Origin of the sequence: Rhizobium sp. SG570, assembly GCF_012275345.1 — a bacterium.
GTDB lineage: Bacteria > Pseudomonadota > Alphaproteobacteria > Rhizobiales > Rhizobiaceae > Rhizobium > Rhizobium lusitanum.
Genome location: NZ_JAAZQI010000014.1, coordinates 174162 through 198326 on the forward strand (window position 1 = coordinate 174162; position 24165 = coordinate 198326).

At 61.5% G+C, this 24165-nt stretch carries 22 protein-coding genes and 2 pseudogenes; 16 read left to right on the forward strand and 8 right to left on the reverse strand.

Annotation, left to right across the window (positions count from 1 at the left end; genetic code table 11):
* Positions 1-37: 37 nt before the first annotated feature.
* The 15 genes and pseudogenes from FHT28_RS25830 to FHT28_RS35900 form a co-directional block, all read left to right on the forward strand.
* Positions 38-1102 (forward strand): ribose ABC transporter, encoded by a 1065-nt coding sequence (locus FHT28_RS25830; RefSeq protein ID WP_037200216.1) that lies wholly within the window; start codon positions 38-40, stop codon positions 1100-1102.
* Complete coding sequence (locus FHT28_RS25835) at positions 1095-1841, forward strand: ATP-binding cassette domain-containing protein (protein ID WP_037200215.1); 747 nt, start codon at positions 1095-1097, stop codon at positions 1839-1841. The genes FHT28_RS25830 and FHT28_RS25835 overlap by 8 nt, the downstream gene beginning before the upstream one ends.
* 292 nt (positions 1842-2133) lie before the next feature.
* On the forward strand, positions 2134-3690 hold the full coding sequence (locus tag FHT28_RS25840) for a CoA-transferase (RefSeq protein ID WP_168597721.1): 1557 nt from the start codon (positions 2134-2136) through the stop codon (positions 3688-3690).
* Positions 3680-4480 (forward strand): SDR family oxidoreductase, encoded by an 801-nt coding sequence (locus tag FHT28_RS25845; RefSeq protein ID WP_037200209.1) that lies wholly within the window; start codon positions 3680-3682, stop codon positions 4478-4480. Before FHT28_RS25840 ends, FHT28_RS25845 begins: the two co-directional genes overlap by 11 nt.
* Before the next feature lie 2 nt (positions 4481-4482).
* Positions 4483-5334 carry a MaoC family dehydratase gene (locus FHT28_RS25850; RefSeq protein WP_168597722.1) on the forward strand — a complete coding sequence of 284 codons (852 nt, stop codon included), beginning with the start codon at positions 4483-4485 and terminating at the stop codon, positions 5332-5334.
* Positions 5331-6101 carry a histidine utilization repressor gene (hutC, locus tag FHT28_RS25855; RefSeq protein WP_168597723.1) on the forward strand — a complete coding sequence of 257 codons (771 nt, stop codon included), beginning with the start codon at positions 5331-5333 and terminating at the stop codon, positions 6099-6101. The genes FHT28_RS25850 and hutC overlap by 4 nt, the downstream gene beginning before the upstream one ends.
* Positions 6098-7624, forward strand: coding sequence for a histidine ammonia-lyase (hutH, locus tag FHT28_RS25860; protein ID WP_037200203.1), 1527 nt, complete (start codon positions 6098-6100; stop codon positions 7622-7624). Before hutC ends, hutH begins: the two co-directional genes overlap by 4 nt.
* Before the next feature lie 58 nt (positions 7625-7682).
* Positions 7683-8567: a glycine betaine ABC transporter substrate-binding protein gene (locus FHT28_RS25865; RefSeq protein ID WP_047561570.1), complete on the forward strand. Its 885-nt coding sequence runs from the start codon at positions 7683-7685 to the stop codon at positions 8565-8567.
* 113 nt (positions 8568-8680) lie between these two features.
* Positions 8681-9685 (forward strand): ornithine cyclodeaminase family protein, encoded by a 1005-nt coding sequence (locus FHT28_RS25870; RefSeq protein WP_168597724.1) that lies wholly within the window; start codon positions 8681-8683, stop codon positions 9683-9685.
* A 41-nt stretch (positions 9686-9726) separates the two neighbouring features.
* The gene (locus FHT28_RS25875; protein WP_168597744.1) at positions 9727-10506 is read left to right on the forward strand and encodes a PhnD/SsuA/transferrin family substrate-binding protein; all 780 of its coding nucleotides are present in this window, start codon (positions 9727-9729) and stop codon (positions 10504-10506) included.
* A gap of 40 nt (positions 10507-10546) precedes the next feature.
* Entirely contained in the window at positions 10547-11179 is a 633-nt protein-coding gene (locus tag FHT28_RS25880) for an ABC transporter permease (protein WP_168597725.1), read from the forward strand.
* On the forward strand, positions 11176-11811 hold the full coding sequence (locus tag FHT28_RS25885; RefSeq protein WP_168597726.1) for an ABC transporter permease: 636 nt from the start codon (positions 11176-11178) through the stop codon (positions 11809-11811). The genes FHT28_RS25880 and FHT28_RS25885 overlap by 4 nt, the downstream gene beginning before the upstream one ends.
* Before the next feature lie 18 nt (positions 11812-11829).
* The gene (locus tag FHT28_RS25890) at positions 11830-12768 is read left to right on the forward strand and encodes an ABC transporter ATP-binding protein (RefSeq protein WP_168597727.1); all 939 of its coding nucleotides are present in this window, start codon (positions 11830-11832) and stop codon (positions 12766-12768) included.
* A 104-nt stretch (positions 12769-12872) separates the two neighbouring features.
* Positions 12873-13163 carry a type II toxin-antitoxin system VapB family antitoxin gene (locus tag FHT28_RS25895; RefSeq protein WP_348645018.1) on the forward strand — a complete coding sequence of 97 codons (291 nt, stop codon included), beginning with the start codon at positions 12873-12875 and terminating at the stop codon, positions 13161-13163.
* 50 nt (positions 13164-13213) lie between these two features.
* Positions 13214-13321 (forward strand): annotated as a pseudogene (locus FHT28_RS35900) (type II toxin-antitoxin system VapC family toxin); the annotation flags it as partial.
* Between the two features lie 124 nt (positions 13322-13445).
* Here the strand turns inward: FHT28_RS35900 and FHT28_RS25900 are convergent.
* On the reverse strand, positions 13446-15230 hold the full coding sequence (locus FHT28_RS25900; protein ID WP_037200191.1) for an APC family permease: 1785 nt from the start codon (positions 15228-15230) through the stop codon (positions 13446-13448).
* Between the two features lie 244 nt (positions 15231-15474).
* Between FHT28_RS25900 and FHT28_RS25905 the strand changes: the two genes are divergently transcribed.
* Positions 15475-17844 carry a DUF1989 domain-containing protein gene (locus tag FHT28_RS25905; RefSeq protein WP_168597728.1) on the forward strand — a complete coding sequence of 790 codons (2370 nt, stop codon included), beginning with the start codon at positions 15475-15477 and terminating at the stop codon, positions 17842-17844.
* A 7-nt stretch (positions 17845-17851) separates the two neighbouring features.
* On the opposite strand, the gene FHT28_RS36725 is transcribed toward FHT28_RS25905, so the two are convergent.
* From FHT28_RS36725 to FHT28_RS25940, 7 genes and pseudogenes are all read right to left on the reverse strand, one after another.
* Complete coding sequence (locus FHT28_RS36725) at positions 17852-18451, reverse strand: PAS domain-containing protein (protein ID WP_037200188.1); 600 nt, start codon at positions 18449-18451, stop codon at positions 17852-17854.
* A gap of 116 nt (positions 18452-18567) precedes the next feature.
* Entirely contained in the window at positions 18568-19905 is a 1338-nt protein-coding gene (locus tag FHT28_RS25915) for an NAD(P)/FAD-dependent oxidoreductase (protein WP_037200186.1), read from the reverse strand.
* A 67-nt stretch (positions 19906-19972) separates the two neighbouring features.
* Entirely contained in the window at positions 19973-21013 is a 1041-nt protein-coding gene (locus tag FHT28_RS25920; protein ID WP_037200185.1) for a DUF3445 domain-containing protein, read from the reverse strand.
* Between the two features lie 29 nt (positions 21014-21042).
* Entirely contained in the window at positions 21043-22008 is a 966-nt protein-coding gene (locus tag FHT28_RS25925) for a PDR/VanB family oxidoreductase (RefSeq protein WP_168597729.1), read from the reverse strand.
* Positions 22005-22610 (reverse strand): dimethylamine monooxygenase subunit DmmA family protein, encoded by a 606-nt coding sequence (locus FHT28_RS25930; RefSeq protein ID WP_037200183.1) that lies wholly within the window; start codon positions 22608-22610, stop codon positions 22005-22007. The genes FHT28_RS25925 and FHT28_RS25930 overlap by 4 nt, the downstream gene beginning before the upstream one ends.
* Positions 22611-22619: 9 nt before the next feature.
* The gene (locus FHT28_RS25935) at positions 22620-23753 is read right to left on the reverse strand and encodes an aminomethyltransferase family protein (RefSeq protein ID WP_168597730.1); all 1134 of its coding nucleotides are present in this window, start codon (positions 23751-23753) and stop codon (positions 22620-22622) included.
* A gap of 112 nt (positions 23754-23865) precedes the next feature.
* A pseudogene (locus FHT28_RS25940) lies at positions 23866-24165 on the reverse strand (bifunctional methylenetetrahydrofolate dehydrogenase/methenyltetrahydrofolate cyclohydrolase); the annotation flags it as partial.

Below are 24165 nucleotides of genomic sequence, written 5' to 3' on the forward strand. Positions count from 1 at the left end.
GACTTCTGTACGTCCTCGCTCGAGTTTGGATTCATCCATGAGTATCGAAGATACCGAGGCCCGCAAGGCGGACCAGCATGTGGCGCCGCAGGCGGACCACGGCGACCAGGCAAAAACCGTCATCAATTATATCGCGCAGTTGCGCGCGTGGCTCTTTCTCGCCGCGCTGATCGTGACTTTCGAGATCTGGGCCCGTATCGATTTCGGCGGCACCTTCATCGGCTCGAGTTTCAACTGGCAGTCGGTGGCGGTCTTCGCCGTGGCGCCGCTGCTTCTGGCGATCGGGCAGACCTTCGTCATCATATCAGGCGGCATCGATCTTTCGACCGGCTTCATCATGGGGCTCGCGGCCGTCGTTGCGGCCCATATCACCAATGTCGCCGGCCTTTACATGCCCCTGCCCGTGGCAATGGTATTTGGCGTTCTCGTCGCCATGCTGGCCGCGACCGTGCCCGGCTACATCAACGGACTGCTGATCTCGCGTCTTAAGGTCCCGCCCTTCATCGGTACGCTCGGCATGTTCGGCGTTGCCCGCGGCACGGCCTTCCTGCTTGCGGGCGGCACCACCGTGCCGGTCAAGAACTCCTATTTCGCCGAGCTCGGCAACGGCCGCTTCTACGGCGTGCCCTATCTTGTCATCGTCACGCTCGTCTTCGTCCTCATCATGCATTACCTGCTGAGCCAGACGCGCTTCGGCCAACACAATTATGCCATCGGCGCCAATGCGCAGGCCGCGCGCCGCGCGGGCATCGATATCAAATCGCACCTGCTGCGGCTCTATGTGCTCTCCGCTGCTTGCGCCGGCCTCGGCGGCGCGCTCTACGCGGCCCGCTTTACCGCAGGTGCCGCGCAGGCGGGCGAACCGCTGCTGCTCGATAGCGTCGCTGCCGTCGTCATCGGCGGAGCCAGCCTCTTCGGCGGCTCGGGCACCATCATCGGAACCGTCGCCGGAGCGCTCGTCATCGCCGTCATCCAGTATGGCCTCGTCTTCATGAACGTCGAGCCGTTCTGGCAGTTCATCGCCGTCGGCGTCGTCATCATCATTTCGGTGCTCATCGATCAGGCGCAGCGCCGGTTCAGCGGAGCAAAACAGGATGAATAGCGCAACACCCCTTCTCGAAGTCCGCAACCTCTCGCGCTATTTCGGCGCCGTCCATGCGCTCGACAATTGCTCCATGGTCGTCCGTCCCGGCGAAGTCGTCGCCCTCGCCGGCGACAACGGTGCCGGGAAGACGACGATGATCAAGGCGATCTCGGGCGTCTATCCGCCGACGTCGGGCGAGATCCTGATCGAGGGTAAGCCTGTCACCTTCTCTTCGCCGCAGGACGCGCGCGAGAAAGGCATAGAGACGATCTATCAGGACCTGGCGCTTGCCGACAATCTGACGATCGGAGCCAACATCTTTCTCGGCCGCGAACCGATGAAGAAGCTCTTCGGCTTTCTGCCTGTCCTCGACCGGAAGGCCATGGCGGAGGCGGCGCGCACCACTATGGCGCAGCTCGATTTCCATGTGAAAAGGCTCGACGCGCCGGTCAGCAACTTTTCCGGCGGCCAGCGTCAGGCTGTCGCGATCGGCCGTGCGGTCTACTGGAACGCCCGCATCCTGATCATGGACGAGCCGACCGCAGCGCTCGGGGTGCCGGAACAGCGCAAGGTCGTCGCCCTGATCAAATCATTGAAGGCGCAAGGGCGCGGCGTCATCTTCATCTCGCATAATCTGCAGGATATTTTCGCGGTCTCCGACCGGATCGTCGTCCTGCGGCGCGGCATCGTCGCCGGCGAGCGCAATATTGCCGACACCAATCATGAGGAAGTCGTCAAGCTTATGATCGGCGGTTAGTGTAGCAGCGGCACAATCTCGGATCGCGAATGGGAGCGGCGACGGTGGCATGCTGTCGCCGCTCTGACTATTTGGGCACTTTCGGTGCTTGGTCGCCGTCCCATGAAATTGCATTCATAGGCTGGCCAGAGGGCCGGAAAGTCGATGATCGGCGGATAAACGATGCGGCCGGGAACCGTCGAATTGCCGCCCGACACCACGAACTGCATCCGTTTTAAGCAGCACTGATTATTGCCTTGCAAACACGCATTGGCTGTGCCTGTATATACAGCCAACGGCGGCTGGGTTGACTATGCAGATTATCACTTCCAATGATGCGGCAGCGCTTTTGAAGGATGGCATGACCGTCGCCGCCTCGGCTTTTGGCGGGTGCTGCCATCCCGAAGCCATCTCGGCCGCGGTGGAGGAACGCTTTCTGGCGGAAGGCGGTCCCCGCGGTCTCACGCTGCTGTTTGCGGCGAGCGCCGGTGATCGCAAGACGCGCGGCATGGGCCACTTCGGGCATGAGGGCCTCGCGAAGCGCGTCATTGCCGGTGGATGGCGCGGCACGCCACGGCTCGGGGAACTGGCGCTTGCGGAAAAGATCGATGCTTATTGCTGGCCGCAGGGCGTGATCGCACAGCTCTATCGCGCCATTGCTGCCGGCCAGCCCGGCGTCGTGACCCATATCGGCCTTGGCTCCTTCATGGACCCGCGCAATGGCGGCGGTCGCATGAATGAGAGCACCACCGAAGAGCTGGTGGAGCGCATCAGCCTGCGCGGCCGCGACTGGCTGCTCTATCCTTCCATGCCCCTCGATTGCGTACTTTTGCGCGGCACGACGGCCGATGAAGACGGCAATATCACGCTGGAGGACGAGGCCTTTCCGGTCGATGTCCTCGCCATGGCCCAGGCCGGCCGCAACTCCGGCGGCATCGTCATCGTCCAGGTCAAGCGCATAGCCGAGCGCGGCTCGCTGCCGGCCGCCGATGTCCGCATTCCGGGCATGCTTGTCGACTATGTCGTCGTTTGCGACGATCCAACCCAGCACGGCATAAGTTTCGGTGAAGCCGATAACATAGCCTATACCGGCCGGCTACGCTCCGCCGTCAGCCAGTTGCCGCCCCTGCCCTTGACTGTCGACAAAGTCATCCAGCGCCGCGCCTTTCAGGAGCTGCTCGGCCGGAAGGGCGCCACAATCAATCTCGGTATCGGCATTGCCGCCGGCATCGGCCGCATCGCCAGCGAAGAGGCCTTCGACGACTATACGGTCACGATCGAATCCGGTGTTATCGGTGGCATCCCGGCCGAGGAGCTTTCGTTCGGGGCGGCCGTCAATCCGAGCGCCATTATCGCGCAAGCGTCTCAGTTCGATTTCTATGATGGCGGCGGCCTCGATCTCGCCTTTCTCGGCATGGCCGAGGTCGATATCCGGGGCGCGGTCAATGTCAGCCGCTTCGGCAAGACGATCGTTGGCGTCGGCGGCTTTACGAATATCGCGCAGACCGCCGGCTCGGTCGTCTATATGGGCTCCTTCTCCCATGGCGGCGCCGATATTCGTGTTGCCGACGGAAAGCTTTCTATCGTTGCGGACGGGCGCAGCTGCAAGATCGTCGATAAGGTGGCGCAAGTGAGCTCCGATCCTCATGCGGCACCTGTTGGGCAGCGACAGATTGTCGTGACCGAGCGCGCCGTCTTCCATGTCATCGACGGCAGGCTGACGCTGACGGAAGTCGCGCCGGGCATCGATGCGAGAACGGATGTCATCGAGCGTCTGCCCGCGGGCGTCGCCATCGCCGACAGGCTGGTGCTGATGGATACACATCTTTTCCATCCGTCCCCGATGAAGGATTTCGCCCATGAAGATTGAAGGTGCCGTCGTCATCGTCACGGGGTCGGCGACCGGCGTCGGCGCATCCTGCGCCCGGATATTTGCCGAGAAGGGTGCAAGGGTCGTCGTCAACTACAGCCGCAGCCGCGACGAGGCGGAGGAAACAGCGTCTGTCTGCAGGGCAGCCGGGGCGGAGGTCGAACTTGTCCAGGCCGACGTGTCGGATGATGCCGCCTGCCGAATGATGGTCGCAAAGGCCGTTGACCGCTGGGGGCGGCTCGATGCGCTCGTCAACAATGCCGCCGTGACAGTCAAATCCGATCCCTTCGATCTCGAGACCCTTTCGGCCGACGATTTCCAAACGGTCTTCGGCGTCAACGTGGTCGGCGCCTACCATATGTGCCGAGCCGCCCTCCCCGCCATGCGGGCAAACGGAGCCGGCGCGATCGTCAACGTGTCTTCGAACGTTGCGTTTACCGGTGGCGGCTCCTCGCTTGCCTATACCGCCTCCAAAGGCGCGCTCAACGCGCTTACGCTGGCGCTTGCCCGCACCTGCGGACCGGAGATTCGCGTCAATGCCGTCTGCCCCGGTGTTATCGATACGCGGTGGATGCGCCAGACGCTCGGCCCGGATGCCTATGAAGCGCTGGCGGCGCGGTTTTCCAGCACGGCGCCGCTCGGGCGGGTTGCGACACCGGAAGATGTCGCCGGAGCGGTGGTCTGGTTGGTAGAGGGTGCCGACTTCATCACAGGCGAATTGCTGCCGGTCGATGGCGGCATCCGGCTCGCCGGCGGCACCCGCAAGCCGGCCACCAAGGCTGAGGATTGATCATGGCGATATCCGCTCGATCGTTGATGGAGTTTCCGATCCCCGAGGCGCGGCAGACGGTGAGCGCGCGCGATGCCATCCTCTATGCACTCTCAGTCGGATACGGAACAGAACCGCTCGACGCGGCGCATTTGCGCCGGGTGCTGGAACGGGATCTCTTGGTAGTGCCGACCTTGGCGAATGTGGTCGCCCATGCCGGTCCGTGGATGCAGGATGCGGGTGTCAACTGGCAGCGGCTGGTCCATGCCGAGCAGCGGCTGACGATCCATCGACCCCTGCCCCTCGATAGGCCCCTGCTCTCGCGGTCGCGCATGCTCTCGATCGTTGATCGCGGTGCTGATAAGGGCATGTTCGCGACCTTCGAGCGGTCGATCGTGACATTGCCCGAGGAGACACCCATTGCAAGCATCGTTCAGACGAATGCTTGCCGGGGCGATGGCGGATGCGGATCGGCAGGAGTGCCGCTTGACCCGCTAACGCCTGTTCCGGAACGCGTCGCCGATGCGATGTTTTCGATCAGGGTCCCTCGGGACGCGGCCCTTCTCTATCGTCTGAACGGCGATCTCAACGCTCTCCACGTCGATCCAGCCTATGCCGCGCAAGCCGGGTTCCCGCGTCCAATCCTTCACGGCCTCTGCACCTTCGGTTATGCGGGCTACGCCATTGGCCGCGCGCTGGGGGCCGAGGGTATCGCGGATGTCGGCTTCATCGCCGCTCGCTTTACATCAGTGGTATTTCCCGGCGACAGGCTGGAGGTCGATATCTGGCGCGAAGATCGCGAGGTTTATTTCCGGGCACGTGTGCCGGAGCGCGGGGTGACGGCGCTCGACTATGGAAATGCGAGGCTGTCATGACGGGACCCAAGCCAAAACCGCCTGGCGACGCGCCGCATTATCTGCGGATCAAGGAACGGATCATGGGTTTGATTGCCGAAGGCAAGTTCAAGCCCGGCGACCGCGTCTATTCCGAAAGCGAATTGGTTTCCTCTTTCGGCGTCAGCCGCATGACCGCCAATCGAGCTTTGCGCGAGCTGATGTTCGAAGGCGTGCTGACACGCTCCGCCGGTCTTGGAACCTTTGTGTCCTCGCAGCGTCACGATATCGACCTGCTGCAGATCAAGAACATCGCTGACGAAATCTCCGGCCGGGGCCACTGCCACGCCACCAATGTACTGATCGCCGACCGCATCAAGGCGGATGCGAATGTGGCGCAGTCGCTCGATCTTAAGCCCGGCATCGAAGTCATGCACACCCTCATCGTGCATCTGGAAGACAACCAGCCGATTCAGGTCGAGGAACGCTATGTCAATCCGATCGTCGCGCCGGATTATCTCGCCAATGATTTCCGCACGATCACCCCGAACGAATATCTGACGCGCGTCGCACCGATCACCGAATTCGAGCATTTCGTCGAAGCTATCAAGCCCGACGCCGCGGTCAGAAAGCTGCTGGGCGTCAAACCTGATCAGCCCTGCCTGCGCGTCTTCCGCCGCACCTGGTCCGGCGACGCCGTCGTGACCTGTGCGTTGCTGACCTATCCCGGCGACAAGTATCGGCTGGAGGCCCGCTCCGGCAAAGATCGCAGGAAACCCATCGCACTTCTTGGAGGCAAGCAGGAATGAGCAAGACCGGCAGCATCGTATCCTTCGCCGGCACTCCCCCGGCGGTGAGCGACATTGTCGCCATCGCGCGCCGTAATGCCAGGATCGCGATCTCACCTGATGTCGAAGAGAAGATTCGCGCCGCGCGCACTGTCGTCGACCGCTATGTGGCGGCCGATCTGCCGGTCTACGGCCTGACGACCGGGCTCGGCGCCGGTGTCGATACCAAACTTGCCACGGATGATCTCATCGCCTTCCAGATGCGCGTACCGCTGGCGCGTGCGGTCGGTGTTGGGGCGGCACTGCCACGCGAGGCCGTGCGGGCAATGATGGCGGTGCGGGTCGCCGGCATGGCAGCCGGCGGCTCGGGTGTCTCGCTGCCGGTGTTCTGCGGTCTTGTCGCTGCGCTGAATGCAGGCTTCCATCCGGTCGTCCCCTCTCTCGGCTCGATCGGCGCCGCCGATCTTGCACCGTTGGCGCATATGGGCCGGGCGCTGTTGGGGGACGGCGAAGCTGAAGTCGGTGGCGTCGTGATGGCGGCCGGAGAAGCGCTTAAAAAGGCCGGGCTGGAACCGCTGCTCATTGCGCCGAAGGACGGCCACGCCCTCGTCGTCGCCAACAGCCTGTCGGTCGGCAAAGCCTGCCTCTGCCTGGAGGATGTCGAGCGGCTGTTCGACTGGTCGCTTGCGGCCGTGGCGCTGAATTTCGAGGCATTCCGCGCCAATGTCACTGCCTTCGACGACCGGGCAATGGCGGCAAGGCCGGCTTTCGGCCAGCGCGCGGCCGCAGCCAGGCTGCGCGACCTGCTTTCCGGAAGCTCGCTGCTTGTCGAAGGCGCGGCGCGACGCCTGCAGGATCCCTTAAGCTATCGTTGCGCCCCTCAGGTCTGGGGCGCGCTTCTTCATGCAATCGGCGAAGCCCGTGAGGTGACCGAGATCGAAATTGCCAGTTCGGGTGACAATCCGGTCGTGCTCACCGACGAAGGTCTCATCCTGTCGCACGGCAATTTCGACATGACCGCCTTCGTGTTGGCCTGGGAGCGCCTCGGCCAGGCGCTGGCGCATTGCGCGGCCGCGACGGCCTACCGAACCATGAAGATCATGTCGGCTGCCATGTCCGAGCTGCCACGGTTCCTCACGCCGTTCGGCCAGAGCCGCACCGGTTTCGCCACCGTGCAGAAAACCGTCTCGGCGCTCGAAGCCGAGATACGCCATCTCGCCGCGCCGATCTCGCTCACGCCGATCCCGGTGGCCGATGGCGTCGAGGATCAGGCATCGATGGCACCGAGCGTTCTGACGAAGACGGAAGCCATCATCGAGCGGCTGCGCTATCTCGTCGCCATCGAGCTCATCGCGTCGGCGCAGGCCATCGAGCTGCGTGGCGTGCAGGGGGAACTGGGCGCGGGCACGCAGCAGGCCTATCGGCAGGTCCGCGAGCTTGTGCCGCCGCTCGACGAGGACCGCGCCCAGGGGCCGGATTTCCTGAGACTATCGGAATTCATAGGAAGCACCCCTCAGAAGGAGGGCATCGCCCTTCATCAATGACAAAGAGCCAAAAGGCCGCAACCGATTTGAATATAGACCAACGAATCCAGAGGGAAAAATGAGACTATCGATCCTGTCCACCATAGCCGCCGCCGTGATGGTTGCCTCCGCAGTCAGACCCGCCGCAGCCGAGCCGATCAAGGTCGGCAGCAAGAACTTCACCGAGCAATATATTCTTGCCGAAATGTATGCGGCGCTGCTTGAGAAAGCGGGCTTCCAGGTCGAGCGAAAGATCAATCTCGGCGGCACGCTGATCGCCCATCAGGCCCTGACCACGGGCCAGATCGATCTTTATCCGGAGTATACGGGCACAGCGCTCTCCTCCGTCGTCAAGGGAACCATGTCCACCGATCCGGACAAGGTCTATAACGAGGTCAAGGACTTCTACGCCAAGAACTATAATCTCACCTGGCTGAAGCCCACCGGCATCAACAACGGCTATGTGATCGTCGTCCGCAACGAAACTGCGGATGCCAACAATCTCAAGAGCTTGTCCGATCTTGCTAAAGTGGCAAATACGCTCGTCTTCGGCGGCGGCGCTGAATTTCCCGATCGTGCCGACGGCCTGCCCGGCCTGAAGCGCGTCTACAATGCGGAGTTCAAGGAGTTCAAGCAATTCGCCAAGCTTGGCCTGCGCTATGACGCGCTTTCGCAAAAGGATATCGACGTCGCCAATGGTGCCGCCACCGACTGGCAGATCGGCGCCCAGGGCCTCACGGCACTTGACGACGACAAGGGCCTCTTTCCGCCCTACTATGTCGCCCCGGTCGTTCGCCAACAAGTTCTGGACGCAAATCCCAAGCTGAAGGACGTGCTGGAATCGCTCGGATCCCATCTCGACAACGCAACCATGCGCGTCCTCAACGCCAAGGTCGAGACCGATCACGAAGAGCCCAAGGATGTCGCGGAGGCATTCCTGAAGGAAAAGGGCTTGCTGCCCTGATCATCATCGAAGCGGCGGGCTGGTTCTTACCTGCCGCTTCGCTTTCCGCAGACCCGCGCGGCCTGCACCCCTCGATAACCCGGCGCAGCCGGCGACTGGCCTGGAGAACGGCAATGCAGGAAATCTGGATCGACTATCTGAACGCCATCGATACGAAAGCCCTGGCGCTTTCCAACGATGAAATTCTTGACGCCGTGACCAAGGCGCTCGATGCGCAGGGACGCGGTGAGACGGTGATCGAGCCTCGTGTCCACCTCGTTCCCGAGAGCTCCGACAAGGGCCACTTCAATGTGTTGCGCGGCTATGTGAAGCCGCTCGATTACGCGGGCGTCAAAGTCGTCGGCGATTTCGTCGACAATTACAAGCAGGGCCTGCCCTCGGAACTGGCCGTGCTCAGCCTGTTCGATCCGCGCACCGGGGTGCCGAAGGCGATTATCGACGCGACTGCAATCACCGATATGCGCACGGGTGCCGTCACGGCCATCGGCGCTCGCCATCTCGCCCGCAAGGACAGCAAGATACTCGGTCATATCGGCGCGCGCGGCACATCCTATTGGAATGTGCGCCTGCTCGATCATCTCTTCGATTTCGACGAGATCCGCGTGCATTCGCGCCGTCCGGAAAGCCGTAATGCCTTCGCCGCACGACTGGAGAAAGACCTCGGCAAGAAGATCATCGTCACGGACAATTGGGAAGACTGCCTCAAGGGTGCCGACATCATGATCGAGGCAAGTCGCCTGCCCGAGCCGACGCCGCTCTTCAAGACCGCCTGGGTGAAGAAGGGCGCCTTCGTCGTTCCCTACGGCACGATGAGCGCGCTCGAATTCGATCTGACCGATATCATGGACAAGGTCGTGGTCGACGATTGGGGGCAGTGCGGCCCCGGCCGTCCGTTCGGCGCGCTGCGCCGCCATGTCGATGAAGGCAAGGTGACGGCCGAGACGCTGCATGCCGAGATTGGCCAGATCGTCTGCGGCGCCAAGCCCGGCCGTGAAAGCGACGACGAGACCATTCTCTTCTGGCATCGTGGCCTCAGCACCACCGATGTCGCGCTGGGTGCCGCGATGGTCGACAAGGCCAGGCGGATGAACATCGGCCAGCGCCTTCGTTTTGCGTGACGGCCATGACACGCCCTTCTTCAGCCATTGCCTGCTCGCGAATGTACAATCTCAGTCCGAAAATATCCGGGCTGTGGGATGGCCTGTTCGGCTGGCTTTCCAGCCACTCCGGCGTCGATCTCGAGGTCATCGCCCATGCCGCGCCTGCGCCGTTGTCGGAGCTATGGGCACGGCCGGACATGGGCGCCGTCTTCATGTGCGGCTTTCCGTTTTCAAGGCTCGCAGCCGCTGAGCGTCCCATGCCGCTGGCAGCACCTGTTTCCCTGGCGGATTGGGGAGAAGAGCGGCCGGTCTATGCAAGCCATATCGTCGCCGCTCACGACAAACCGCTCACGGAATCTGACCTTTCGGCCGTGCGCTGGGGCTGGACCGTGCGGGACTCGCAGTCCGGCTATAACGCACCACGAGAGTTCGTCGCCGCGCTTGGGAACGGACGTTCGGTGCGCGAGACCGTCGGCCCGCTCCTCAATCCGCGCGGCGTGGTCGAGGCGATCGGCGCGGGTACGATCGATGTCGGAGCGATCGACGCCTATGCCTATCAGCTGCTTGAGATGCACGAACCGGACATGATCGCGCCGCTGCGGGTCGTTGCAACGACAAGGCCTGCGCCCTTCCCGCTTCTCGTCGCCGCCAGGCAACAGTCTCCCGAGACTATCGCCGCGCTTCAAGGCGCACTTCTTGGTGCGCATCGAAACCCGGAAGGGCGCGATATTCTGCGCTCGCTCGGCCTTGCCGCCTTCGCCGAGCCGGATATCGCGGCCTATGAGCAGCTTCCGGCAAGAGCCCGCGCTATCGACGTAGCTCTCGGAGGGGCATGGTGAAGCTCCGATACACTTGTTGCCGCCGCGAGGGAGCTCGCCCATGAAGTGGGTTCCGAAGAATTTCGGCCGTTTGGCCGAGGCCCTGCTGGAACATCTCTACCTCGTCTTCTCCTCAGTCGGGATTGCTCTGGTGATCTCCCTGATCGTCGGCATATGGGCCGCGCGCAGGCCGCGAACCTTCGGCGCCATCGTCATCGTGACCGGCGTTCTGTTCGCCGTCCCGAGCCTCGCGCTTTTTGCTCTCCTCATCCCCGTGCTCGGCATCGGCGCCGCGCCCGCCATCACCGGCCTTGCCGCCTATTCGTTGATGATCCTCATCCGCAATATCGGGCTCGGCTTTCAGGCCATTCCCCGCGACGTGCTCGATGCGGCCAACGGCATGGGATATGACGCGCCAAGGCGCATCTGGGAGATAGAGCTGCCGCTCGCCATGCCCTTCATCGTTGGCGGCATTCGCATCGCGATCGTGACAGTCATCGGTATCGCCACTGTGGCCGCCTACATCAATGCCGGCGGTCTCGGCGTCATCATCTTCGAGGGTATCGACCAGCGCTTTCCGGAAAAGATTCTTGCCGGCGGCCTGCTCACTTCGGCATTGGCGCTTTTTGCCGATTACCTTTTCGCGTCGCTCGAAAAATACCTGCGCCGCCGCAACGGAAGGCAGGCGGCATGATGCTGATCGATGCCATCAACTGGATTTCCCAGAACCAGAACACCTTCTTCAGCGCCTTTAACCGCCATGTGCTGATGTGCGCCGTATCGCTCGGCATTGCCCTCGTCATTGCGATACCGCTCGGCTTTCTCGTCGCGCGGGCGCCGCGCGCCGCCTTCGTTGCCGTCAATATCGCCGGCTCGCTGCGTTCCATTCCGAGTCTTGCCATACTGTCGGCGGCGATGCCCTTTCTCGGCATCGGGCTTTTGCCCTCGGTCATCGCGCTGATCGTGCTGGCGATACCGCCGCTACTGCTCAACACCATCATCGGCATAAGGGAAATCGATCCGGCGCTTCTCGATGCCGCCAACGGCATGGGCATGGGGCGACGCGATATTCTCTGGCAGATCGAGTTTCCGCTGTCGGTGCCTTCGATCCTTGCCGGCGTGCGCACCAGCGCCATTCAGGTGATCGGCGGTGCGGCACTCGCCTCCTTCATCGGCGGTGGCGGGCTCGGTGATTTCATCAATGCCGGCATCGCCATCATGAACATGCCGCGCCTTCTGGTCGGCGCCCTTCCGATCGCGCTTCTCGCCATCGCGGCCGAACTCGTCTTTGGACGGCTCGAGCGATTTTTCACTCAAAGACGATGACCGCAAAGGGCGCTTGATATGATCAGACTGGACAAGGTCTCGAAGAACTACGAGGGAAGCGGGCGCCACGCCGTCGACAGTCTAGATCTCATCATTGAAACGGGCACGACCGTCGCGTTGATCGGCCCTTCCGGCTGCGGCAAGACCACTACCATGCGCATGATCAACAGGCTGGAAACACCGACCGCCGGCCGTGTGCTGGTCAATGATCGCGACGTGGCTGCGACCGATCCAAAGGAGCTTCGCCGCAGCATCGGCTATGTCATCCAGCAGGTCGGCCTGTTCCCGCATATGACGATCGAGCGCAACGTCGCGACCGTGCCGCGCCTGCTCGGCTGGGACAAGGCAAGGACGGACCGCCGCATCGACGAACTTCTCGAACTGGTCGGCCTCGATCCCTCGATCATGCGCAGGCGCCTGCCGCATGAGCTTTCCGGCGGCCAGCGCCAGCGCGTCGGCTTTGCCCGGGCACTGGCTGCCGATCCCGCCATCATGCTGATGGACGAGCCCTTCGGCGCGATCGATCCGATTACCCGCGTGCGTCTGCAGGACGAGTTCCGGCAGATCCTGAAAAAGGTCAGCAAGACGGTCGTCATCGTCACCCACGATATCGACGAGGCGATCAAGATGGGCGACCGCATCGCCATCATGCGCGATGGACGCCTGCTGCAATATGATACGCCGGAAGCGATCCTGGCGCGGCCGGCCAACGAGTTCGTCGAGAGTTTCCTCGGTCCGGACAGGGCGATCAAGCGCCTGCGCCTGATTGCGGTCGCGAGCGTCATGGCGCCGCCCGCGCCTCAGGCTTCCGCCGTATCCATCAAGCCCGACGCCAGTCTTCATGATGCGCTGGCGCTGATCCTGGCAGGGGATCTGCCCGGTCTTGATGTCAGAGCGGAGAGTGGCGAAACGGTGGGGTATCTCTCCCGCGAGACGGTGCTTTCCGCGCATAGGTAGGGCAGTCAAGTCCGCTTTGAGGGCCGCGATTGGCATGGACTCTTGGAAACGAGTGCGCGCATAATCTACGTTGAAATCAAAGTCCATCTACATGGATGGTGGCCGTGGCCATTAACGTCAATGATCCGGAGGCGGATGCGCTAACGCGCAAGTTTGCGCACATGGCTGGCGTCGCCATTTCCGAAGCGATCGTTATCGCTACGAAGGAGGCGATCGCATCGGCTAAAAACCCTATGACCTCGCCGATCGCCGTGCTGGAAGCAGCGCGTGGCCTTGCCCGTCCGGATAAATTCGATCTCTCGGTGGAGGCAGTAGAGTCCCTGCTTCTGGAATTCATGGACGAGCGCGGTATTGAAATCTGTGATCTGCCGCCGGCGCGGGAACAACCCGTCTAGCGCTTGCGGCGGCGCACCGCTATCGCTCTGAACGTCATGGGCTCAATCTCGGCGATTGCTTGCATTACGCCTGCGCCAAATATTATGGCGTACCGATCCTCGCGACGGCAGAGGAATTCCGGCGAACCGACGTTGAAACCGTCCTCTATCGGGAATGATGCTAGCCACGATTGGAATCTTGCTCCCCGTGGGCGGCGCGCAATAACGCCAACGGGAAATAGTAAAAGCAAATCCCCGCCGTGGCTCACACAGCGGGGACCGTCGATATCACCAGGCTCTTTATTATGCCGGCAGCTGGAATACCCAGTTGGCTATCAGTACGATAGCGAGACCGCCGATCAACGCTAGGTAAGGCAGAATACCCGCTTTTTTCACGCCGAGATCCTGACCGACAAGACCCAGATCATCCATGGCGCCGGCCGGGAACTTGCCGCCATCGCGCACATAGTGCCTGTAGGCGAAAACCGGCAGGATCAACGCGGCGAACGCAAAGCCGATCCAGAGTGCGTTCGCATAGCCCCAGACCTTGGCGCCGGCACCGAGGAAGAGCGCATTGACGAAGGCAAGAACGGTGTTGAGGCCGATGAGCCAGGCCGGTGCCTTCCAGGGACGCTCGATATGGCCGGAATCCATGCGATGGATCCAACCGGAGTTGAGATTGAGGAAGTTGAAGATGATGTATCCGACGTTGGAGACGGCGAGCACGAAGAAATAGCCGCTGGTATCCGACGCTATGGCGAGAAGGGCGAGGTTGAAGGCGAAGTCCGTCCACATCGCTCTGGTCGGCGCGCCATTCTCGTTCACGTGGTCGAGATATTTCGGTAGCCAGCCATCCTTCGAACCCTGATAGAGCGTGCGCGACGAACCGGCCATGGCGGTCATGATGGCAAGGAAGAGCGCCATGATCATCAGGATGACGAGCAGCTGTGTGACGATGCGGCCGGCGCCGATCAGGCCACCGAGCGCTTCGCCGACACCCGTGCCATCGACGATGCCGGGCGCCAGCATGCCGGAATGGCCGAGCACACCCTGAAAGGCGAAGGGCACGAGGAAGAAGAAGACGCAGCAGGCGAGACCGGAATAGAAGATCGCCTTGAACGTGTCCGTCTTCGGGTTCTTGAGCTCACGCGTATAGCAGACGGCCGTTTCGAAGCCGTAGGTCGACCAGGCCGCGATATAGAGGCCGCCGAGGAAGAGCGTCCAGCCACCATTGCTCCAGGTGCCATCGGTCGCGGCATAGGCCGCCGTCGGCGGCACGAGGCCGGTGACGTTGGTGGAGAGAATCTGGCCGCTGACGATCGGATAGACGCCGATGATCAGCAACGGCACGAGAACGATGATCGCCAGCCACTTCTGCACGCTTGCCGTCTCGGAGATGCCGCGATGCTGGATCGCGAAAATGATCAGCATCAGGATACCGCCGATGAAGAAAGTGGCGTTGATGTTGGCCGTTGCGAGGAAGGGAATGTTGAAGCTGACGAGAGACCAGTTGCGAACGGCAGGCGTCAGCGCGGCAACGCCATCGGCGCTGAGCAGCGCTGTTACGGCATCCTGCGGCGACGTGCCGGCGTGAGCCGCAATATATTCGGCAATCCGCGGGCTATCGGCCGTAATGGACGTTGCATGGGCGCTGATCCAGCTGAGCACGGCCTGCGAATCTGCCGCCGGGATCGGGTAGAAGGCATTGAGAATATAGCCCGCGGCGATGGCGCAGCCGAGCGATAGCACCGGCGACCAGGCGAACCAGTTGCACCAGACGGAAAGCGGCGCGATGAACTTCGAATAACGCAGCCAGGCGGTTGCGCCGTAGACCGAAGCACCACCGGACTTGTTGCCGAACATGCCGGCGATTTCCGCATAGGTGAAGGATTGCAGGAACCCCATGATCATCGAGATGATCCAGACGACGAAGGCAAGCTTGCCCGTCGTGCCGGCGATACCGCCGATGGAGAAGAGAACGAGCGGCGGCACGCCCGCAGCCACCCAGAACGCGCCCTTCCAATCGAGCGCGCGTATAAGCTTACCTTCGGTGCCGACAGAAGCGCCGGCGTCCACAATATCCGTCATTGGTGATGTTCCCCATCTTTGTTCCGGACGTATCTCTCCTACGTCTCCCCGAACGTGCCTCCCATGGCATTTTTGGCTTGCTGGAGGTTTTCGCGAGCCGCGTCTGTGCGCGGATTTCCAATCACCAAGCCTTTATACATAGTGAAGATATTTTCTTTCTAGTCAATATCCCTTTACTTTCCGATGGCATTTTGTCAGCATGATTCCGGTGCCGTAACGCACCTCGTTTTCCCGAGAGGGCCACATGCGAGAACTCCATCCGCCGATCGCCGGGATACGGCCCGTTTCGGCGAGCATTGTCCGTTATCCGGGCATTCCGGCGCTGCCGTCTGACACCGAACGCTATCGCTGTAAGGGCGGTGGCGCACTCGTCGTGCGTGTCGAGGCGGGCGATCGAATCACGCTGACCGACTGCGAAGGCGGCCAGACCTGCGAGCTGTCATTCCTCGACGAGAAGGGCCGCTTCCAGTCCGCCGGATTGGGTACCGCCTTCACCGGTGCCGCCGAAGGATTGAAGTCTATTCTGTCCTCCAAAGACGAAAGCGCTTCGCGCGTGCGCGCGGCATTGCAGCGACGCGGTGCCGATCTCGGCGCGGCCGGCGCTCTCAGCATCTTTGGCGAGGCCTCACCGCCCGGCAGCACGGTTGAATTCACCATCGCTCTGAAAGGTCTGCTCATCGCCTGCGCCCCGGGCGCGGCCATGTCGCCGGAGGCACAGGATACGGCAACGCCGGTAGAGATCAGGATCCGGCGCGCGACGATCCTCCGCGACTATGCCTCCGCCCTGCCCGAACCCCTGGCCGATCCGATCGAGGATATCCGCATCAAGGCGGCCACAGCGTCGGCCTATTTCGTTCGCGCCGGCGAATTCATCCAGATCATCGACGTCTATGGACGGCAGTGTACTGATTTCCAGGCCTTTGCCGCCCGCAAGGTGGACAAGGGGCTGGATCTCGCGCTCGATTCCACCGTCACGCGCACCCTGCTCGGCCGCAGCTATCCGACACCCGGCCTGCCCTCCAAGGCCTTCGACCGGGATTTCGAGCCGCTTATAGAAATCGTCCAGGATACGGTCGGCCGCCATGATGCCTTCGCCACCGCCTGCAATTCACGTTACTATGACGATATGGGCTATCCCGGCCACGTGAACTGCACCGACAATTTCAACGCAGTGCTCGCACCTTACGGCATCGCCGGCCGCAAGGGCTGGGAAGCGCTGAACTACTTCTACAACACCAATATCGACCACAACAATCAGCTCTATCTCGACGAACCGTGGTCGCGGCCGGGCGACTATGTACTGATGCGGGCGCTGACCGATCTCGTCTGCGTCTCATCCTCCTGCCCTGATGATATCGACGCGGCCAATGGCTGGGACCCGACCGATATCCATGTCCGCACCTTTTCCGACAAAGAAAAATTCACACGAGCGGTAGCCTATCGCATGACCCCTGACGCTGACGCCGAACTCACGCGGGAAACCGCGTTTCACCCCCGCCTCTCCGCACTGACGCGGGATTACACCGAGTATCGCGGCTTCTGGCTGCCGAACCGCTTCTCTTCGGAAGGACCTGTCGAGGAATATTGGGCCTGCCGCGAGAGAGCCGTGGTCATTGACCTCTCGCCGCTGCGCAAATTCGAGGTGACGGGACCGGATGCGGAAGAGTTGCTGCAATATTGCCTGACCCGCGACGTCCGCAAGCTATCGACCGGCCAGGTCGTCTACTCCGCCATGTGTTACGAAAATGGCGGCATGATCGACGACGGCACGCTTTTCCGTCTCGGCGACAAGAATTTCCGCTGGATCGGCGGCGATGACTATAGCGGCATCTGGTTGCGCGAGCAGGCGGAGAAAAAAGGGTTCAAGGCCTGGGTCCGCTCGTCGACCGACCAGATGCACAATATCGCGCTGCAAGGCCCGAAGAGCCGCGATATCCTGAAGGAGATCATCTGGACGGCGCCACGCCAACCCGCGATCGGCGAACTTGAATGGTTCCGTTTCACTGTGGGCCGCATCGGTCACTTCGAAGGCGCGCCGATCGTCGTCTCGCGCACCGGCTATACCGGTGAACTTGGCTATGAGATTTTCTGCCATCCGAAGGATGCGGCCACCGTTTTCGACGCCGTCTGGAAGGCCGGCGAGCCATACGGCTTGAAGCCCATGGGGCTGGAGGCGCTGGATATGGTCCGCATCGAGGCCGGCCTGATCTTCGCCCATCATGAATTCACCGACCAGACCGATCCTTTCGAGGCCGGCATCGGCTTCACCGTGCCGCTGAAGTCCAAGCAGGATGATTTCATTGGCCGTGAGGCGCTGATACGGCGAAAGGAAAATCCGCGTCATCTGATGGTCGGTCTCGACATCGAGGCCAACGAAGCGGTCGGACATGGAGACTGCATCCATATCGGCCGTGCCCAGGTCGGCGTGATCACCAGCGCGACCCGCTCGCCGATCCTCGGCAAGACGATCGCGCTTGCTCGCGTCGATGTCCTGCACGCAGGCATCGGCACCAAGGTCGAGATCGGCAAGCTCGACGGCCACCAGAAGCGCCTTCCGGCTGTGATCGTGCCGCTGTCGCATTACGATCCGCAGAAGACGCGACCGCGTTCATAAAGCGTTTTTACTCCGCTTTCCTCTGCGCATTCGAGATCGCCCGCGCTGCCTCCTCGGAGGAATTGGCGAGCGTGCGCATCTCCGCCGCCAGCACCGCAAACCCCGACCCCGCCGTTCCGGCTCTCGCTGCCTCGATGCCGGCATTGACCGCAAGCAGCTTCAGGTAGCGCAACGACTGCAGGATTTCGTTGGTCTTGGAGGCCGTAACCCGCATGCCCGATGTCTGTTCGTCGATACGCTGATAGAGCGACTCGATGTTGATGATGCTGCCCTCCAAGTAGAGCAATTCCCCGGCCTCGTCCCATACGCCGCCGCCGGTCTCCGTCACCCAGATGAGATGACCGTCGCGATGGCGTATCCGGTACTCCATCGTCCAGTCGGCGCGGCTTTCCAGCGCCTTGCCGACAACCTCGTCCATGAGTGGAACATCCTCCTCGTACATGATGGAGGTGAAGGTTCGCGTGCGGTTGCCGATAATCTCGTCGACGGGATAACCGAAGATGCGTTCGACGCCGTCGGTCATTTCCAACATCGTATAGTTCTCGTCAGCGCGGCAGCGATAAAGGAAGCCGCTCATGCGGCCAAGAACGCTAGTTTGGAAATCCATGGAGGCCGTACCCGAAGAAAAAGTTGCTGATCAAATCGCTTCGTCTCAACTCAAATACGCCAGCAAGGGCGGCGCTGAGCCTCCCTTGCCGGTCACGCGGGAATATGGCGGGCGCGTCAGTTGCGCAGATATTCTTCCATCGAGTCATCAAGCGCTTCGACCCAGGGTGTATGATGCTTGGGCGACATATTGCCGGTCATCAGCGAACGATAAGCATGGTCGCGGAAGCCCATGATGTTCTCAGCCTTGTGATGCTCCCATTCCATGAAGGTCTTGTTCGTACCTTCGATATCGAAACTCGGATAATCGGTCTCGGCGAGCAACTCCTTCACATAGTCGCCCTGGTACCAGATCATCTGTTCGGCATCCTCGAGCGTTTCCTCGCGGGCGCGCCACATGTCGAAATTCGCCTGCAGCTCTTCTTCCGGCGGCAGCTTGATGCGGCCCATCATGACGTCGCGCGCCCACCAGGCCTGTACGTCGAACATGTTGAAGGTGTAGAACTGGTCCTGCATGCCGATGTAGAATAGCTGCGGATTCTTGTCGAAGATCACGCCCTTGTAGAGATGATCGGCCCAGAGACGGTTGGCCGTCTTCAGGCGCAGATCGTCCGGCAGGAAGGGGAAGTGGTGCTGGTATCCAGTGCAAAGGATCAGCGCATCGACCTCCTTGGAGGAGCCGTCGAGGAAATGGGCCGTCTTGTTCTCGAGCCGCGTCAGCAGCGGCCGCTCCTCGAAATTATCAGGCCATTTGAAGCCCATCGGCTTAGAGCGGTAGCTCGTCGTCACCGATTTCGCGCCGTATTTCCAGCATTGCGAGCCGATATCCTCGGCCGAATAGCTGCGGCCGACGATCAACACGTCCTTGCCCTTGAATTCCAGCGCATCGCGGAAGTCGTGGGCATGCAGCACGCGGCCGTTGAAGGTCTTCACCCCTTCGAAATAGGGGACGTTCGGCGTCGAGAAGTGGCCGCTCGCGACCACGACGTAATCGAATTCCTCGTCATACATGCGATCCTGGGCACGGTCATGCGCAGTCACCGTGAACTTCTTCGTCTCCTCATCGAAACGCACCATGCGCACGGGCGTGCTGAAACGCACCCATTTGCGCACATCGGCCTTCTCGACGCGACCCTTGATATAGTCCCAGAGCACGGCGCGCGGCGGATAGGAGGCGATCGGCTTGCCGAAATGCTCCTCGAACGAATAGTCGGCGAATTCCAGGCATTCCTTGGGGCCGTTCGACCATAGGTATCGATACATGCTGCCGTGGACGGGTTCACCATATTCGTCCAGGCCGGTGCGCCATGTGTAATTCCAAAGCCCGCCCCAGTCGGACTGTTTTTCGTAGCAGACGACTTCCGGGATCTCAGCGCCTTTCTGCGCTGCCGATTGGAAGGCCCGCAACTGGGCCAGTCCCGAAGGACCGGCGCCGATAACGGCAACTCTTGTCATGAAGCATTCCCCTTCTCGATTGTATCGAAATTCTTATCGTATGCAGTCGTTTGGCACTGGGACGGGATCAATCCGGGAAGATGCCGGGGCTGGTCGGCGCCCCGTCGTCATAGGTCGAAAGCCAGTCGATGGTGGTCTCGCGGAAGCGTGTCAGGCCCTTGTAGTCGATGAGTTCCGGCGGCAAGGTTCGCAGCACGCGCGGGAAGCGGCGTGCCCATTTTGGCACCGTCACGAGTTCGTCCATGTTCATCAGATAGCAGCGGATCACGAAGAGGATGGCATTCGAACGCGGCAGGCGCCAGAGGCTCTGCAATTCCACGCGCAGATGCACTTTCTCGCCGACATTCTCCGGTGTCACCGTTGTACGGTCCGGTCCCCATTTCGGATAGTTCTCGGGACTGGTGTCGAGGCGGGGATTGATCGTCATCGTCCAGTTGAACCGACGCGTCGGCTTGCCCTGCTGCAGGTTCAGGAGGAACTTCAAAGCGCGGTCGAAGACGCCGATCTGGTGGGCGAGCGGCACCGGTCCGTGCCATTCCATGAAATTCATGCCGATGTCGAAGTCGAGCGACCAGTCGGCCTGGGTCGTGACCATGCCGGCATCCATCCAGAGATTGCCGTCCCGCTGGTCGACGATGCAGAAATCGCCCTGTGCCTGTCGGGTGATGTATTCGAAGGGCTCGTAGGGCAGCGTGGATGTATCGCCGAAGGTGAAGGTGTCGTCGATGCCGAGCGGCCGGTTGATCCAGCGCCACTGGTCGCCGTTCTTGGTGAGTGTAAAGTGCTCGGGATAGCCGGCAGCCTGCTCTTCCATCAGCAGTTCCAGCGTATCCCACTGCGCCGACATCATGTGCGGCAGCGCCTGATAGCGCAGCGGATCTTCCTTCAGAACCAGCGCCCGGTCGCGCATTTCGGCGACGTAGTGCTCGTCGACGTCGATCAGGCTTTCGTAGATCGTGTTCTTCTGACCCTTCACATGCGGTTCCATGTTGACGGAATACATGTACTCGTCACGGTCGAAAGGAAACGGAAAGCGCCGGATGTTTTCCGGACTGTTGCGATAGCTGAAATCGTCCCGGAAGGTTTCCTGCTTGAAGGCGATTGCCATGTCCGTTCTCCTGAGTATCGGTCCGGTGCCTAAAGGTCGAGATGCAGCGCGCTTCCCTCGAAACGGGAAACGCAGATCATCACCTTCCGGCCGGACGCCTTTTCTTCGTCGGTCAGATAGACGTCGTGGTGCAGAAGCTTGCCATCGCAGACGGCAACACCAGTCTCGCATTGTCCGCAGGCACCACCGCGACAGAGGAAAGGCGCGTCGACGCCGGCAGCCTCTATCGCCTCCAGCATGCTCTCGTGATGGCCGACATGAACCGTCTTGCCGGAGCGTGTCAGCTCGATCGAGAAGGGCTTGCCGGGTTGCGAGGACAGGAAGCGTTCGGAATGCAGGTTCTGCTCGGGCCAGCCGGCCTCCAGACCCGTTTTCAGCACGCCGTCGATCATGCCCGAGGGACCACAGACATAGAGATGCGTGCCGAGCGGCTGGCTTTCGAGGAGACGGGCGACGGGGATGAAATTGCCGTCGGCGTCACAATAGATCTTCACCCGCTGCGAGCCATATTGTTCGACAAGTTCTCGGCAATAGGCACCGCGATCCACCGAGCGCACGGCATAGTGCAGTTCGAAATTGGCGCCCTCGCGCGAAAACTGCTGCATCATCGCAATGAAGGGCGTGATGCCGATACCACCGGCAATCAGCAGATGCTTGCGGCCACGCCAATCCGGCTGGAAGAGATTGACCGGATAGCTGACCTTGAGCTCGTCGCCTTCGCTCACCTTCTCATGCATAAAGGCGGAACCACCGCGCGAATCCTCGACGCGCAGCACGCTGATCTCATAGGCCGAACAATCATGCGGCGGCGACATCAGCGAATAGGCGTTGCGCCGCATATGTCCTTCGTCGTTCATCGAAACGATCACATGGGCGCCGCCGGAAAAGTAAGGCATCGGCTTGCCGTCGATACGCTCGAAGCGGAAACGCTTGATGCGATCGGCGACCGGTATGACCTTCGCAACGCGGACCGGAATTTCTGTACCACCGCTCACAGGAACAACTCCTCCGGATCGGGCGCACTGCCGGGCTCTTCCGCATCGATATTGACGCCCTGGAAGGCGCCGAGACGGCGCGAATAATGATCACGCACCAGAAGCGGAAGCCCGCAATGGCTGCAGGTGAAGGGACTATGCGTGACATCCTCGGTGATGCCCTTGCAATGGACGCATTGCACGCGACGCGCCAGCGAGCCGCGATGTTCCGTGATGATCGAGGCATGGTCCATGCCGTAGTCGAGCGCTACCATCATCGCCTGGCCGATGAAGCCCTCGGTGCCGGCAATATAAAGCCGCGTGCCCATATGGGCGGTCGAAAGCGACCCTTTCAGGCGAAAGAGCAGCGTTGCGATCGTCGGCGCCGTGAAGAACATGTCGGCGCCTAGCTTGCGCAAGGCTTCGTCATGGCCCTTGCCCTGCGAGCCGCGCGCGACATAGAGGATTTCGCTGCGCGACAGGATCGTGTCGTCAAGCGCGGCCATCTGGTCGAGGAGAGCATTTGCCCCCTCGCCTTCCAGCGCGAAGATGTGCCGCCGGGCGTGCGGCTGGATGGTGAGGCCTTTATAGACCGGTCGGCTCTTGATGCCTTCGACAAGCATGAGCGCCTCCTAACCGATGGCCGTCCTCTTCTTCTTTTCCGGATCGTCGAAGGGCAGCGTGTGAGCGATGGCACTTGCCTTCAGGCTCTTGCCGCGCACCTCGAGCTTCGTGCCCTGAACCGCCTTGTCGACGTCGAGACGGGCGATCGCCATGGATTTCTTCGTCAGCGCGGAATAGCACGGGCAGGTAATGACGCCGACCTTCTTGCCATCGGCAAAGACCTCGTCGCCGAGATCGGCCGGGCCATCGGCATCGATGAGCATGCCGAAGATCTTGAAGCGCTCCCTGCCCTTGAGGCGGGCATGTTCCTCCGCGCCTCTGAAGCCGGTCTTGCCGGGGCTGACGGTAAAGTCGAGGCCGAGTTCCCAGAGACTGTCGCCGGGCGGCTGATCGGCGAAGGGATACATCTGCGAGTTATCATAGGGATAGAAAAGCAGATAGCTTTCGACGCGCAGCATGTCGAGAACGCTGAAGCAGCAGGGAATGATCCCCATCTCCTCGCCTTCCGCGACGATGCGGTCCCAGACCATGGGAGCGTCCTGTCCGCGCACGAAGATTTCATAGCCGCGCTCGCCGGTATAGCCGGTGCGCGAGATCATCACAGGGGCGCCGAACAACGTCGTCTGCATGTGATGGAAATATTTGAGGTCGCGGATGCCAGGCACGTATTTGGCGAGATAATCGACAGCGACCGGACCCTGCAGCGACAGATCATGCAGATCGTCGTCGAAGAGGACGGCGCAGTTGCGCCCTGCTGCCTGCTTGACGAGTTCCTCATGGCCGGAGCCTGAACCATGCACCAGCATCCAGGAATTCGGCCCGGTGCGATAGACGATGCAGTCGTCGGTGAAATAGCCGCGATCGTTCAGCATGGCGGCATAGACCGAGCGGCCGGGATAGATCTTCGACATGTCGCGGGTGGTGATATAGTCGAGCACGGCGATGGCGTGCGGGCCGACCAGGTGCACCTTCTTGAGGCCGGAAACATCCATAATGCCGGCCTTGGTGCGGATCGCGACATGCTCATCCGACATGTCCTTCTCATAGGTCCAGGCGGTTCCCATGCCGCTCCAGTCTTCGAGTTTCGATCCGAGAGCACGGTGCCGGTCCGCCAAGGCGGAGAAACGCCATGATAATGCCATTTCGTTCCCTCATTTTCTTCTATGGAATATTTATTTCCTGACTATAATCGTCTTTCGTGTCTTGGCAAGCCGATCCGAGTGGTTTTTTGTCGCCACCCGGAAGGCATTTTCCTCAAAACTTCGGCGGCTGCTTTCCGGCGGCCCGATGGGCGGCAATGACGGTATTGGCCATCAGCATGGCGATCGTCATCGGCCCGACACCACCCGGAACCGGCGTGATGGCGCCGGCGACATTCGAGGCTTCCGCATAGGCGACATCGCCGACCAGCCGGCTCTTGCCCTCGCCTCGCTCCGGTGCGGCAATGCGGTTGATGCCGACATCGATGACCGTTGCGCCCGGCTTGATCCAATCGGCCTTGACCATCTCCGGGCGTCCCACAGCCGCCACCAGGATATCGGCGGTGCGAGCCAC